The following is a 14,824-nucleotide window of genomic DNA, read 5'->3' on the forward strand; positions in this document are numbered from 1 at the left end:
TTTGATACCGAAGTATCTAATTGGATTATCATCAACGAGTGCCCACACAGATTGATAGGTCTATATTGTTAAAGAGCAACTCTTCTTTGTGATTGACATCACTTCGGAAGAGGCGGCCATTCTAGCGAGATAATTTATTGTGTCAAACACTTTCTTCAAATTATTTCGTTTTTCTTTTCAGCCTTATCAACTTCGCTTAAACCCTTGTGAGGCCTTGCCCTGTCGACGAGGAGGCATTATAGAGATCGCGCTCACATTGGCAAGTGTTATTTTTCAAAAATTGCAAAAATAATAGTTAAACGATGAGTTTTCGATCAAACCTTTATTTATTCAACTTTACCCCAAACTCTCACACAACTTATCCACAGAGTTGTTCTTTGAGGCGTGTTTTTCAAGTACTATAAATAAAGAAAGCTGCTTTATTGCAGCTATCTTTATTAAACTTAACCTAAACTCTATTTAAAGAGCATTATGGCTATATGCCAGACCCATCTTGTTCAGAGCCATCATCTTCGTGTAGGCCACATTCTCGCTTTAAGCCAAAGAATCGAGTTTCTTCCTCTGACATTCCCGGCTCCCATTTACGAGTGGTATGTGTATCACCAACTGAAAGGTAACCTTCATCCCACAATGGGTGGTATTTAAGGCCGTGTTGTTCTAAGTAGTAATGAACGTCTTTATTAGTCCAATCAATTACTGGTAGGAATTTAAACACACCGTTCTGAATTGATAGAATCGGTAAACCTGCACGAGATTTACTTTGCTCTCGACGCAGTCCAGAGAACCACGTTCCAACATTAAGCTCTTTTAACGCTCGACGCATCGGCTCAACTTTATTGAGCTTGTTGTATTTTTCAATTCCCTCTACACCCTGCTCCCATAATTTTCCATATCGAGCTTCTTGCCAATTCGCACTTTCTTTGGCTCGATAAACTTTTAAATTTAGGTTGAGAGCATCTGTCAGCTCATCGATAAATCGGTACGTCTCAGCAAACAGGTAACCAGTATCGGTTAGAATGACGGGGATGTCCGCTTTGGCGCGAGTAACTAAATGAAGCATAACCGCGGCTTGAATACCAAAACTAGAAGAAACCGCGAACTCGCCTTCTAGATTATCTAAAGCCCACGCAACTCTCTCTTGTGCTGAAAGCTTTTCGAGCTCGACATTAATTTGAGCAAGACGGAGGATTTGCTCCGTCTTTGTTAATGTCAGTAACTCTGTGAGCTCAAGCTTGGATGCTACAGAATCAAGCATGAAAGTCCCTCTTTGATACGAGCACTTCTTGGATAATGCCAGCACGAATAGTGAAATCGCCAAAGGCTTCGCCTTCTTCACGCTCTTTCGACCATCTAGCCACCAGCAGATCAATCTCTTCTAAGATTTGCTTATCCGTGATGTTCTCTTTATACATTTTTGGTACTCGAGTACCGGCACGGTTACCACCTAGGTGCAAGTTGTAACGACCCGGCGCTTTGCCAACTAGACCAATTTCAGCCAACATTGCGCGACCACAACCATTTGGACACCCAGTTACACGCAAAATGATGTTGTCATTTTCTGGTAGGTTGTGCTTCTCCAGAATCCCCTCCACATCAGTAACAAACTGAGGAAGGAAACGTTCAGCTTCTGCCATCGCTAGCGGACAAGTTGGAAAAGCAACACACGCCATTGAGTTCTTACGCTGTTCACTTACGCCGTCGTCCATTAAGCCATGTTCACGAGCGATCTTTTCAATCTTCGCTTTTTCTTTTTTAGGTACACCCGCAACAATTAGGTTTTGGTTTGCTGTCATGCGGAAATCGCCTTTGTGGATTTTGGCAATTTCAGCAACACCCGTCTTAAGTGGTTTACCTGGAAAGTCTAATAAGCGACCGTTTTCGATGAAAAGCGCTAAATGATATTTACCATCAATTCCCTCTACCCAGCCAATACGGTCACCACGTTCTGTGAATTCATATGGACGGCTTTGCTCAAACTTAACACCAGCACGTTTCTCGACTTCCGCTTTAAAGACATCGCTACCTACACGATCCAATGTGTATTTGGTTTTTGCGTTCTTACGGTTTGAACGGTTACCCCAGTCGCGCTGAGTTGTTACTACAGCTGCGGCAACATCAAGTGTCTTGTCCAGCGGAATAAAACCAAAATCGTCAGCGCGGCGCGGATAAGTTGATGTATCGCCATGCGTCATCGCTAAGCCGCCGCCGACCAGGACGTTAAAACCAACCAGCTTGCCGTTATCTGCAATCGCTACGAAGTTGAGATCGTTAGCGTGTACATCTACGTCATTTTGCGGTGGGATAACCACTGTGGTTTTAAACTTACGTGGTAAGTAGTTCTTGCCTAGAATCGGTTCGTCTTCTTCCGTGCTTTCTACTTTTTCACCGTCTAGCCAAATCTCTGCATAAGCGCGTGTTTTCGGAAGCAGGTGTTCACTGATTCTCTTCGCCCATTCGTAAGCTTCTTGGTGTAACTCTGACTCCACTGGATTAGTGGTACACAACACGTTACGGTTTACATCACCCGCGGTTGCAATCGAATCAATGCCAATACTGTTGAGCGTTTGATGCATCAACTTAATATTCGGTTTTAATACCCCATGAAACTGGAACGTTTGGCGAGTCGTCAGACGAATACTTCCATATAAAGAGTGCTCCGTTGCGAACTTGTCGATCGCTAACCATTGCGTTGGCGTGATGATGCCTCCAGGCATACGAGCACGAAGCATCACATTATGTAATGGTTCCAGTTTTTGCTTTGTGCGTTCATTACGGATATCACGATCGTCTTGTTGATACATACCGTGGAAACGAATTAACTGGAAGTTGTCGGCAGTAAAGCCACCAGTAATACGGTCCTGTAAATCTTGCTCAATGGTGCCACGTAATAAGTTGCTTTCTCGCTTCAGGCGCTCGTTATCAGATAGCGGCCCTAACTCTTCACCTAATACAACCTGCTTATTATTGTCCGTAGAAAAAGTCATTAGTACACATCCCTCTGATAACGTTTCGCTTTACGTAGGTCATTAATAAATTGTTCTGCATCGTCACGCGGCATCTTGCCTTCTTGTTCAGCAACGATAACCAATGCGTCGTGCACATCTTTTGCCATACGCGTTGCATCACCGCAGACATAGATATAAGCGCCTTCTTGGATCCACTGCCACACTTGAGCTGCGTTTTCTAAGATGCGATGTTGTACGTAAACCTTTTCTACTTGGTCACGACTAAAGGCAACATCCAATCGGCTTAGTACTCCTGACTTGAGATACTTTTGCCATTCCACTTGGTATAAGAAGTCTTGAGTGAACGTGCGATCACCAAAGAACAACCAGTTTTTGCCTTCAGCATCACGGTTTTCACGTTCCTGAATAAAGCTTCGGAATGGTGCGATCCCTGTGCCAGGACCAACCATGATAATTGGAGTGCTATCATCTTCCGGCAGTTTAAAGTTGTTGTTATGCTCAACAAATACTTTAACTTCATCTCCCTCTTCGAGACGCTGTGCTAAGAAACTAGACGCTCCACCATATCGTTTTTCGTCGTTTTGTTCGTACTCAACCAAAGCAACCGTTAGGTGTACTTCTTCATCGACCTCTTCTTGGCTTGATGCAATAGAGTAAAGGCGTGGAGTAAGACGACGAAGCAAACCAATCAATTCATCTGCGGTTAACTTGGTTTTCTTTTCTGCCAGTACATCAACGATTTGAGTATTTGCAGAGTACTCGCGAAGCTTATCTTTATCTTCAACTAACTTTTGTAGTTTCTTGCTACCGGATAACTCGGCAAACTTTGTGATGAGCTGTGGGTTAGATGTTGTGATTTCATATTTACTCACAAGAGCACTGTGGATTGACAAGCTTTCACCATCAACGTCAACAGTCTCAACCCCAGACAAACCGACCTTACCAAGAATGGCATTTGCAAGTTCCGAGCTATTTTCAAACCACACACCTAGTGCATCACCAGGCTGATACGTTAAGCCCGAGCCTTCTAAGTCGATTTCTATATGACGAACGTCTTTTCCAGAGTCACGGCCCGTGATTTTTTGACTGGTCAGTAACGTCGCAGTGTACGGATTTTGTTTATTGTAAGGAGAGTGCGCAGTCGCAGCTTGACCCACAGGAAGTTGAACCACATCCGCTTCAGAGCCAGAAGACAGTGTATCTTTTACCTTGTCTAACGCATTCTTACGCCATTCAGTTGCAGGGGCTTCATAATCCACATCGCAATCAAGACGCTCGATAAATGGAGTCGCGCCTAGCTTTGATAGGTAAGTGTCGAAGTCTTTACCGGTCTGACAGAAGAACTCGTAGCTAGAATCTCCCAATGCAATAACACCATATTGCAGGTTTGGCAGCTTTGGAGCCTTCTTCGATTGCAAAAACTCATGTAGCTCAATGGCATTGTCTGGCGCTTCGCCTTCGCCGTTAGTCGATGCCACAATAATGACATGCGTTTCTTTGGCTAAGTTTTTACCTTTGTAATCGCTTGCATCAAAAAGTTCGACTGCAATTCCTTCTGCTTTTGCTTCCTGTTCCAGAGCTTCAGCAACACCTTTAGCATTGCCCGTTTGGGAAGCAAAAATAATACTCAACTTACCTGCTGGCTTCGCTGATACGGCTGCCGTTGCTTGTGCAATTGGCGTTACCGCTGTGTTTGGTTGATTTTGAGCTAATCCCCAAAAATACCCACTGACCCAAGCAAGTTGCTGTGAAGACAACTCAGAGACAGTTTGTTGGAGTGAGCTAATTTGTTGGTCATTCAGAGGGCTTGCGATTGGAGGATTTCCTCCTTGCCCATTATTATCTTCAGACACATTCTTGTGAGAATACTCATTCTTTTGAAAAGACATTATCACGACATCCCTATTCATTGCGTGACGATAGAGTACCCACTCTCCTTAATAACAAGAAAGAATAGAAGTGAATGTTTTATAACTTTTTGGAAGTAAGAACGGCTTACTTTTTGCTCATCGATCTTCAATGCGGACTTGTTGAAAGCCTACTGCCATTGCCGATTTTGACGCAGTATCCAAATCTTCATAAAGACATTCTTCGCCGTGACTGTCCGTTAGAAAAACAAAACCACCGCGCGCATGTCTGAACTCTACAACCCAACCACCCTCTTGGATTGCAGGCTCAATAATCGCTTCGATAAGTTGATTTTCACGGAATAGATGTCTTAGTTCATTTATTGTCATCGCTATCCCTGCTTTAACTTTCACATTGCTCCTAGGTAAGCATGGTCTAAGTCAGCCAAATAGGGAGAAATTTCGATTAGATATAATGAAGTGATATAAAAAAACGCCGCTTATAAAGCGACGTTTTAAGTAAATCGAATATCTAACATGGCTGAATTTAGAACGCGTATTCCGCACTCACAAAGAAGCCGTTAGCAAAAATAAACTCTTTCCCTAGATCCGACATGAATTTATCGGACTCTAAATCAATCACACGGTAACCTCCACGAAAAGCCAGTCGAGCTTTTTCGAGCGGTACATTGTATTGAACACCTGCCATGAAATCGGTGCTTTTGATACCTTTGTTGTCACCAAAGTTTATCTCACCAATCACATCAAAGTTTGTATCCGGAACTTGAATTTCTGCGTAACCATACCAAGCCCAAATCAGCTCATCAAATTCTTCTACACGCCTGCTTGAGCCAGCATCAATGTATTTAGTGTCACTTAAATTACTGAACGTGAGACCCGCATCAAAGTGCAATAAATCATGCTCTAGAACGTGGTAATACAAGGTTAAATCGAGCTTATCGAACCCCATGTAATCCGCATCAACACTTGAGTAACGAAGGCGCGCATTAGGGACATATTTAACATCATGTTCAATCGCCGCGTAAAAAGTGCCTGCGGTACTGCTATCTCGTCTCACTTCATTAACTTTAGTGTCGGCAGCCCATACCTCTGCGCCGACTTTTGTCGATACAGAGTACTCTGCAAAAACAGGAAAAGATACTGCCAACGATAATGCCGTTAAAGCGATGTTCGCTTTATTTGTCATGTAGTATTTACTCCGAGATAGCTGATATTCACGTAGAGGACGTGAGAGGAAATATACCATATTCTCACGCTTCTCCATCAACTAAATGATGTTACTCATTATTTATAGCGGGGCTGAGCGACGTAATTCTTGAAGAACCAAATACCCAATGCAATCACGATTAACCATGGTAATAGTTTAAGTACCGCTCCAACCATTCCCAGTAAAAACATCACAACTAACGCAATACCAGTTGCTGCGAATACGGTCATCATTGTGATACCCGTAACCAACAAGGTCGCCGCAAAGACTAAAATAAAGATTAGCTCCAACATAATCACTTCTCCATTTGTTTTCAATAAACAGAGCAGTTTCCATACCAACTTACAGAAATGAAGTTAAGATCATGATTTTTAATAAAAAAAAAGCCAGAGGCATTTCTGCACTCTGGCTTTATCATTCTTTAGTTGGTAATTTTAGCCATTCACTGGCGAATTTTACACATTCAATTCTTTTGGAATCTTAGCTAGCGCGTCTTGCAATACTTCTAGACCAGAACCTGGTTTGTGCGCATTTTCACTGATATGACGACGCCATTGACGAGCACCGGGCATGCTTTGGAACAAACCTAACATGTGGCGGGTAATGTGACCAAGGTACGCACCTTTCGCTAATTGCGCTTCAATGTATGGATACATCTCTTCAACAATTTCGCTGCGTTTCTTCACTGGAGCATTAGAGCCAAACAACTCTTGATCTACCGATGCCAGTAAATATGGGCTTTGGTATGCTTCACGACCAATCATCACACCGTCAAGATGCTGAAGATGTGCTTTTGCTTCTTCTAATGATTTCACGCCACCGTTAATCGCAATCGTTAGGTGTGAGAAGTCTTGCTTCAATTGGTAAGCGCGTGGGTAATCCAATGGTGGGATCTCACGGTTTTCTTTTGGGCTTAGACCACTTAACCATGCTTTACGTGCGTGGATAGTGAACTGCTCACAGCCACCCTTTTCTGAAACAATAGAAACGAAATCCGTTAGGAATTCGTAAGAGTCTTGATCATCAATACCAATGCGAGTCTTGACTGTTACAGGGATATCGACCACGTCTTTCATTGCTGCGACACAATCCGCAACTAACTGCGGTTCAGCCATTAGGCAAGCACCAAATCGACCGTTTTGTACGCGGTCAGATGGACACCCCACATTTAGGTTAATCTCATCGTAGCCACGCTCTTGCGCTAGCTTGGCACACGTAGCCAAATCTGCTGGGTTTGAACCACCAAGTTGAAGGGCTAACGGATGCTCTTCTTCGTTATAAGCCAGGAAATCTCCTTTTCCATGAATGATCGCACCTGTCGTCACCATTTCAGTGTACAACAGGGTTTCTTTGGTCATTAAGCGATGGAAGTAGCGACAATGACGATCAGTCCAATCTAACATTGGTGCTACGGAGAGCCTGCAAGAATGAGTCATGATATAAACACCCGTTTTTTATGTTGCCAAGGTCGAGCGCAGCAGTACGCTCAAAAAATAAGTCGGGTATTGTATACCCAAGCACCTCTGGGTGCTAGTTTCAGCGAGAATGATTTGGTTGGCTGACTAGCCAAGTGCTTAGGAATACGCAGAAGTAATACGAATCTGTCATTCGTTGATTCATTCTGTGATGATTATTCCGCCTTCACACCACCACCGACTTGCTTTAATTCATGATTTTCGTTCTGATAGTGGGTAAAATGAAGCATTTCTAAACGAACTTCGTATAGAAATGATTTATCATAGAGCACGTCCGATAGTTATGGTGAAAGGTTTGAACCCAACAATCATTGAACAAATTGAAAGTATCTGCGCAGAGCGTGGAGTACGACTGACTCCGCAACGCCGACGCGTATTTGAACTCATTTGTTCTAATCGCCGCGCCTCAAGTGCGTATGAGCTATTGGAGCAACTAAAAGAGAGTGAGCCTCAGGCTAAGCCGCCCACTGTTTATCGAGCATTAGATTTTCTCCTAGAACAAGGCTTCATCCACCGAGTGGAATCGACAAATAGCTTTATTACTTGTTGTTCTTTCAATACTCAGCAGCACTTTTTCCAATTACTAATTTGCGATAAATGTGGTGATGTCGTTGAACTCGAAGATGAGACGCTGATATCCTTGTTAGCCGAAAACGCCGAGAAGCATGGATTCAAACTGACCAACCAAGTTATTGAAACTCATGGTGAATGCCAGGCCTGTTCCTCCGAGACGAAAGAAAAAGTATAGAAGAACGTTATGCGCGCTGAATTTGTAAACCCGTTTTTAGCTTCTTTAATGAACGTGCTAAAAACTATGGCTTCTCTTGAGTTGAAGCCACAAAAACCGCGAATCAAAAAAGATGAGATCGCACGAGGTGACGTTTCTGGTCTGATTGGTATGGTAGGCCCACAAACTCGTGGTTCAATGTCGATCACCTTTGATGAAGCACTCGCCCTAGAAATCATGCAGAACATGCTTGGTGAACGTCCAAATGGGCTCAATGAAGAAGTGACCGATATGGTGGGTGAGATCACCAACATGGTTACTGGTGGTGCGAAACGCATTCTGGCGGAAAGTGGTTTTGACTTTGATATGGCAACACCGGTTGTGGTTTCGGGCCGAGGTCATACGATTCGCCACAAGTGTGAAGGCTCAATTATTATCATGCCTTTCTCTTCCCAATGGGGAAATGCCTTTATCGAAATTTGCTTCGAATAAAAGAGAAAAAATAGGTTGGCACTGGCCAACCTATTTTGTTTTTGCCTCAGGCAATAAAAAGGTCAGCATTTGCTGACCTTTTCTTTATCTATTCAAACATTAAGCTTTGAACGCTTTAAATGCGTTGATTAGACCGTTTGTTGAGCTGTCATGCGAGCTGATTTGAGACTCGTCTGCAAGCTCAGGTAGGATTTGGTTAGCCAGTTGTTTACCTAGCTCCACGCCCCACTGGTCAAAGCTGAAGATATTCCAGATAACACCTTGTACGAAAATTTTGTGTTCGTACATTGCGATCAAGTTACCTAGCGTACGAGGCGTGATTTGCTTCACTAGAATAGAGTTTGTTGGACGGTTACCTTCAAACACTTTGAATGGCGCAATCGCTGCCACTTCTTCAGCATTCTTACCTACTTTCACCAACTCTTCTTTCACGGTTTCTTCATTTTTACCAAACGCTAGAGCTTCAGTTTGCGCGAAGAAGTTAGACATCAGTTTTTGGTGATGATCGCTAGCTGAGTTGTGGCTAATTGCAGGTGCAATGAAGTCACATGGGATAAGCTTAGTACCTTGGTGAATTAGCTGGTAGAACGCGTGCTGACCGTTGGTACCTGGTTCACCCCAAATGATTGGGCCAGTTTGGTAAGTTACAGCATTGCCGTCACGGTCAACGTATTTACCGTTTGATTCCATGTTGCCTTGCTGGAAATATGCTGCAAAACGGTGCATGTATTGATCGTAAGGTAGGATAGCTTCTGACTCCGCACCGTGGAAGTTGTTGTACCAAATACCAATCAAAGCAAGAATCACTGGAATATTGCTTTCTAGATCTGTTGATACGAAGTGCTTGTCCATCTCGTGAGCACCATCAAGCAACTCAACAAAGTTGTCGAAACCTACTGCTAGTGCAATTGATAGACCGATCGCAGACCATAGTGAGTAACGGCCACCAACCCAGTCCCAGAATTCAAACATGTTCGCTGTATCGATACCAAATTCAGACACGGCTGTCGCGTTTGTTGAAAGCGCAGCAAAGTGTTTAGCCACATGAGCCTGATCACCCGCAGATTCTAGGAACCAATCACGAGCAGTGTGCGCGTTAGTCATGGTTTCTTGCGTTGTAAACGTCTTAGACGCGATCAAGAATAACGTCGTTTCTGGGTTAACTTTCTTCAACGTTTCAACGATGTGTGTACCATCAACGTTAGATACGAAGTGAAGGTTTAGATGATTTTTGTATGGCGCTAGAGCTTCCGTCACCATGTAAGGGCCAAGGTCAGAACCGCCGATACCGATGTTCACAATATCAGTAATTGCTTTGCCTGTGTAACCTTTCCATTCACCGCCGATAACGCGCTCAGTGAATGATTTCATTTTTTCTAGAACCGCGTTCACTGCTGGCATTACGTCTTCGCCGTCTACCATAACTGGAGTATTAGCGCGGTTACGTAGTGCAGTGTGAAGAACAGCGCGACCTTCTGTTTGGTTGATCGCTTCACCACTGAACATCGCTTCAATTGCAGATTTCAGCTCGGTCTCTTTCGCAAGAGCAAACAGGTGCTTCAGAGTTTCCTCATTGATGAGGTTCTTTGAGTAATCGACTAGGATGTCTGAGCCGAAACGTGCAGAGTATTTGTCGAAACGCGCTGCGTCTTGAGCAAACAGCTCTTTAAGATCCATATCTTGTGCAGATTCGAAATGCGCCGTTAGCGCTTTCCAAGCTTGTGTTTGCGTTGGATTGATATTTTTCAACATGGTCTTTATCCCGATGTTACAGTAGGTTCCATTCCTTACAGTCTAGCGAAAACTGTGGAATCCCCGATTTAGCAAATAGAATATAAATTAGATGTTTGGGCAAATGGCCACAAAACAAGTCTTTGTAATTTTTTTTCAGGCGCCAATTATGAACGAGAGCTTTTACACTCACATTGAGTTAGGTCACGTTCCCTGCCCTGAAATTGAACAATTCATTTACGATGACAAGAATCATATCATTTACTAATGACAGGCTCTAATTGGAATAGGATAGACGCCAATTTATAAATTTCCAAAGGAACACGTATGTGGGCACAAAAAACACTGCAATTAAAAGCGAGATGCCGCGGTTTTCACCTGATAACTGATGAAATTGAACAACAATTACCACAAATAAACGAACTTTCAGTAGGTTTATTACACTTATTTATTCAGCACACCTCCGCCAGTTTGACCTTAAATGAGAATGCTGATCCAACCGTGCGTATGGACATGGAAGCGCACTTCAATAAGTTTGTGCCAGAGCGTGCTCCTTATTATCAGCACACCTATGAAGGTGACGACGACATGCCGGCACATATTAAAGCATCACTGCTTGGCAGTAGTGTGACGGTACCAATCCAAAATGGTCGATTAGCTTTAGGAACATGGCAAGGTATTTACTTGGGTGAGCATCGAGACTTTGGTGGCGGCCGCCGCGTTATTGCTACGATTAACGGTGAGTAGATAAAACAAAGGCTAACCTTGGGTTAGCCTTTCGTTGTTTATTTGGAGTATTCCATCTCGACGCGAGGCGTTAGCTTAGTCACGAGTTCATACGCAATCGTACCAATGTGACCCGCTACTTCTTCTACTGGGAGCTCTTTCCCCCAAAGAATCGCTTCGTCGCTGACTTTATCCGTTGCGTCTGGTCCCAAATCGACCGTCAGCATATCCATGGAAACTCGACCTGCAATAGGTACTTTACGGCCATTAACCCACACCGGCGTACCGTTTGGAGCACTTCTTGGGTAACCGTCGCCATACCCTACAGCAATGACACCAACTTTTGTATCTCGCTCACTGGTCCAAATACCACCGTAGCCAACACTTTCACCCTTCTTCACTTCACGTACCGCAATAAGGTGGGATTTAAGTGTCATGACAGGCTGATACCCAAGATCTTGCGCCGTTTTGTCATCGAATGGCGACACACCATACATGATAATACCCGGACGAACCCAATCTAAATGGCTTTGAGGCCATGCCAATAACCCCGCAGATGCCGCCAGTGAACGTTCCCCTTGGCAACCAGAAGTCAACGATTTAAACAGCTCAATCTGTTGTGGGGTAATATCGCTATCCAGCTCATCTGCACAGCCAAAGTGGCTCATGTAACGCAACGGTTTCGCTACATTTGGACACTCCTTCAGCCGCGTTACAAACTCGTCATATTGTTCAGGACGAACCCCAAGGCGGTGCATGCCACTGTCAATCTTCAGCCACACGACAACCGGAGTTTCAAGGTCTGCTTGCTCCAAGGCGATAAGCTGCTCTTCACAGTGCACCACAGTTTGGATGTTGTTCGTCACAAGAACAGGTAAGTCACCAGGAGAGTAAAAACCTTCTAGCAATAGAATCGGCTTTACTACTCCACAAGCGCGCAGTTGCAATGCTTCTTCAATACGAGCCACGCCAAACGCATCCGCATGGTTAGCATGTTTTGCGACATGACGTAATCCGTGACCATAACCATTGGCCTTGACGACAGCCATCACTTTACTTTGTGGCGCTTGAGCTTTTACGCGCTGTAAGTTGTGCTGCAACGCAGACAAATCAATGCACGCCTTGGCCGCTTTCATATAACTCATGGAATTACTCATCATCAATATCGAATGCAGGACCCGCGTAGTTGTCGAAACGCGAATGTTGACCTTGGAAAGTGAGGCGAACAGAGCCGATAGGACCGTTACGCTGTTTACCAATAATGATTTCGGCCGTACCTTTGTACGGACTATCTGGGTGATAAACCTCATCACGGTAGATGAACATGATCAAGTCGGCATCCTGCTCGATGGAACCGGATTCACGCAAGTCCGAGTTTACTGGTCGTTTATCCGCACGTTGCTCTAGGGAACGGTTTAGCTGCGACAGTGCCACAACAGGCACATTTAGCTCTTTTGCCAGCGCCTTAAGAGAGCGAGAGATCTCAGCAATCTCAAGAGTACGGTTATCGGTTAACGAAGGCACGCGCATCAACTGAAGGTAGTCGACCATGATCATCGATAGACCGCCATGTTCACGAGCGATACGGCGAGCGCGCGAACGCACTTCGGTCGGAGTTAGACCAGAGCTATCATCAATGTACATATTTTTCTTCTGCATCAGGATACCCATAGTAGAAGAAATACGCGCCCAATCTTCGTCATCTAGCTGACCCGTACGGATCTTGGTTTGGTCTACACGAGACAAAGAGGCCAACATACGCATCATCAACTGTTCAGCTGGCATCTCTAACGAGAAAATAAGTACGGGCTTTTCTTGTTGCATGGCCGCATTTTCACACAAGTTCATCGCAAAGGTCGTTTTACCCATCGATGGACGCGCTGCGACAATCACCAAATCAGAGCCTTGCAAACCTGCGGTTTTCTTATTGAGATCGGTGAAACCGGTATCGACCCCGGTAACACCATCTTGTGGCGTTTTATACAACAACTCGATACGTTCTAACGTCTTTTCGAGGATGTTGTCGACGTTTTGTGGTCCTTCGTTTTCACTAGTTCGAGACTCGGCGATAGCAAAAACTTTACTCTCCGCCATGTCTATTAAATCTTCAGAACTGCGACCTTGAGGGTCATAGCCCGCGTCCGCAATTTCATTCGCGACACCAATAAGGCCACGAACAATCGCACGCTCAGCGACAATATCAGCATACGCATTGATGTTAGCTGCACTTGGCGTATTCTTCGCCAAGTCAGCGAGGTAAGCAAAACCGCCTACATCTTCTAACAACTCGTGACGCTCTAGATATTCCGATAAAGTAATAAGATCGAGAGGTTTACCCGCTTCAAGAATGGTTTTTACACCTTCAAAAATCAGGCGGTGTGGACGACTATAGAAATCACTGCTCACAACACGTTCGGCAACGGTGTCCCAACGTTCATTATCCAGTAAAAGACCACCAATTACTGATTGCTCGGCTTCTAGTGAGTGAGGTGGCACTTTGATTGCGTCGACCTGACTGTCTGAAGGTTTGCGATTTCTGTTTTCCGCCATGACTTTGCTCGATAACTACTATTGACCCACGATTATAACCTTAACCTAGCTGAGATGCTTCCCCGAAGCGACAATTACTTGTTAAGAAATCATCATGTGAACCATCCGGGTAATAGCCTGGTTCTTCCGCCTAGCTCTAATAAAAATTAACCTACCATTGACCCAACCAAATATCTGTATCAGTATCATGCCCCTCCTTTTTGATTACGTTCGAGGTTGATGTGTCCCGATACTGGTTACTTAGCTTTAGCCTACTGTGCGCTAGTGCATCGTATGCTGACGAATCAGTACAGCCAGAGCAAAATATTGATGTACCCGACCCACTAAAAACCGAGGTGGAGTTCGGCTATCAAGCTCACACAGGTAACACGGACTCTCGTTCCCTGAATGCTCGTTTGAGTGCTGAATATACGTCAGGTCGACACCGTTCTAATGGTGAATGGAAGTACTACAACTTGTACAAAGACGGTGAAGAAGACAAACGCTCATCCACCTATTCCCTGCAGAGTGACTACAAGTTAGGCCCTAAGACGTATTTGTATGGCAGCTTTAAAGGAGTGGATTCTCGCTACAGTGCTTATTTTAAAGACTATACGTTGTCAGGTGGTTTGGGTTACCAGTTCTCCTACACTGAGAACTTCATTTTAGAGGTAGAAGTAGGCCCTGGTTTTCGCTATCAAGAGCCAAACTTAGACGAAATAGATGATGACGATATTGTCTTTCCCGATATCGTTAGAGAAGGCATTTTTCGAGGAAATATCAACACAACTTGGCATGCGTTGGATAATTTAAGTTTCGCAGCTGATATTACGTTGGTAACAGGTAGAAGTAACACACGTACTGATAGTGAACTCAGTGTAACCAATGATATTACTGAAGATATCGCACTGAAACTGGCGCACTCTCGTCAGTATCACGATAAAGTGCCTGAAGGCTTAAGCAAAGCAGACAGCGTATTTTCCGTTAATTTACTTTTCGCTTTTTAACCCTTTTTCTCTCAGTTTTAGAAGTAAATTACCACCTTCTAAAGAAGGTGGCTTTGTGTGAGCCCCCTAAAAGGGGGCCTTTGTTTAGTCCAGCGC

At 44.3% G+C, this 14,824-nt stretch carries 14 protein-coding genes; 4 read left to right on the forward strand and 10 right to left on the reverse strand.

Going from position 1 to position 14,824, the window contains the following annotated elements; translation table 11 throughout:
• Positions 1-475: 475 nt before the first annotated feature.
• From R7Q47_RS22265 to dusA, 7 genes are all read right to left on the reverse strand, one after another.
• Entirely contained in the window at positions 476-1,255 is a 780-nt protein-coding gene (locus R7Q47_RS22265; protein WP_005382748.1) for a phosphoadenylyl-sulfate reductase, read from the reverse strand.
• On the reverse strand, positions 1,248-2,984 hold the full coding sequence (gene cysI, locus R7Q47_RS22270; protein ID WP_154204995.1) for an assimilatory sulfite reductase (NADPH) hemoprotein subunit: 1,737 nt from the start codon (positions 2,982-2,984) through the stop codon (positions 1,248-1,250). Before cysI ends, R7Q47_RS22265 begins: the two co-directional genes overlap by 8 nt.
• A complete protein-coding gene (locus tag R7Q47_RS22275; protein ID WP_005381262.1) occupies positions 2,984-4,855 on the reverse strand; it encodes an assimilatory sulfite reductase (NADPH) flavoprotein subunit in 1,872 nt (623 codons plus the stop codon). The genes cysI and R7Q47_RS22275 overlap by 1 nt, the downstream gene beginning before the upstream one ends.
• A 117-nt stretch (positions 4,856-4,972) precedes the next feature.
• Complete coding sequence (locus tag R7Q47_RS22280) at positions 4,973-5,203, reverse strand: hypothetical protein (protein WP_005381264.1); 231 nt, start codon at positions 5,201-5,203, stop codon at positions 4,973-4,975.
• A 157-nt stretch (positions 5,204-5,360) separates the two neighbouring features.
• Positions 5,361-6,020 (reverse strand): TIGR04219 family outer membrane beta-barrel protein, encoded by a 660-nt coding sequence (locus tag R7Q47_RS22285; protein WP_005381265.1) that lies wholly within the window; start codon positions 6,018-6,020, stop codon positions 5,361-5,363.
• A 98-nt stretch (positions 6,021-6,118) separates the two neighbouring features.
• Positions 6,119-6,334: an envelope stress response protein PspG gene (gene pspG / locus R7Q47_RS22290; RefSeq protein WP_005381266.1), complete on the reverse strand. Its 216-nt coding sequence runs from the start codon at positions 6,332-6,334 to the stop codon at positions 6,119-6,121.
• 162 nt (positions 6,335-6,496) lie between these two features.
• Positions 6,497-7,477: a tRNA dihydrouridine(20/20a) synthase DusA gene (gene dusA, locus R7Q47_RS22295; protein WP_017821727.1), complete on the reverse strand. Its 981-nt coding sequence runs from the start codon at positions 7,475-7,477 to the stop codon at positions 6,497-6,499.
• Between the two features lie 322 nt (positions 7,478-7,799).
• On the opposite strand from dusA, the gene zur reads away from it, so the two are divergent.
• Together zur and R7Q47_RS22305 are read left to right on the forward strand one after the other, a co-directional pair.
• The gene (gene zur, locus R7Q47_RS22300) at positions 7,800-8,264 is read left to right on the forward strand and encodes a zinc uptake transcriptional repressor Zur (protein ID WP_005381268.1); all 465 of its coding nucleotides are present in this window, start codon (positions 7,800-7,802) and stop codon (positions 8,262-8,264) included.
• Positions 8,265-8,273: 9 nt separating this feature from the next.
• Complete coding sequence (locus tag R7Q47_RS22305; protein WP_005381269.1) at positions 8,274-8,735, forward strand: chemotaxis protein CheX; 462 nt, start codon at positions 8,274-8,276, stop codon at positions 8,733-8,735.
• Between the two features lie 99 nt (positions 8,736-8,834).
• On the opposite strand, the gene pgi is transcribed toward R7Q47_RS22305, so the two are convergent.
• Positions 8,835-10,487 carry a glucose-6-phosphate isomerase gene (pgi, locus tag R7Q47_RS22310; RefSeq protein ID WP_154204994.1) on the reverse strand — a complete coding sequence of 551 codons (1,653 nt, stop codon included), beginning with the start codon at positions 10,485-10,487 and terminating at the stop codon, positions 8,835-8,837.
• A gap of 306 nt (positions 10,488-10,793) precedes the next feature.
• Between pgi and R7Q47_RS22315 the strand changes: the two genes are divergently transcribed.
• Entirely contained in the window at positions 10,794-11,213 is a 420-nt protein-coding gene (locus R7Q47_RS22315) for a secondary thiamine-phosphate synthase enzyme YjbQ (RefSeq protein WP_042523680.1), read from the forward strand.
• Between the two features lie 38 nt (positions 11,214-11,251).
• On the opposite strand, the gene alr is transcribed toward R7Q47_RS22315, so the two are convergent.
• Together alr and R7Q47_RS22325 are read right to left on the reverse strand one after the other, a co-directional pair.
• Entirely contained in the window at positions 11,252-12,328 is a 1,077-nt protein-coding gene (gene alr, locus R7Q47_RS22320) for an alanine racemase (protein ID WP_031777284.1), read from the reverse strand.
• 13 nt (positions 12,329-12,341) lie between these two features.
• On the reverse strand, positions 12,342-13,742 hold the full coding sequence (locus R7Q47_RS22325; RefSeq protein WP_005382759.1) for a replicative DNA helicase: 1,401 nt from the start codon (positions 13,740-13,742) through the stop codon (positions 12,342-12,344).
• 221 nt (positions 13,743-13,963) lie between these two features.
• On the opposite strand from R7Q47_RS22325, the gene R7Q47_RS22330 reads away from it, so the two are divergent.
• The gene (locus tag R7Q47_RS22330) at positions 13,964-14,728 is read left to right on the forward strand and encodes a DUF481 domain-containing protein (protein ID WP_005381276.1); all 765 of its coding nucleotides are present in this window, start codon (positions 13,964-13,966) and stop codon (positions 14,726-14,728) included.
• Positions 14,729-14,824: the final 96 nt, after the last annotated feature.

The organism is Vibrio sp. Vb0349, assembly GCF_033338975.1.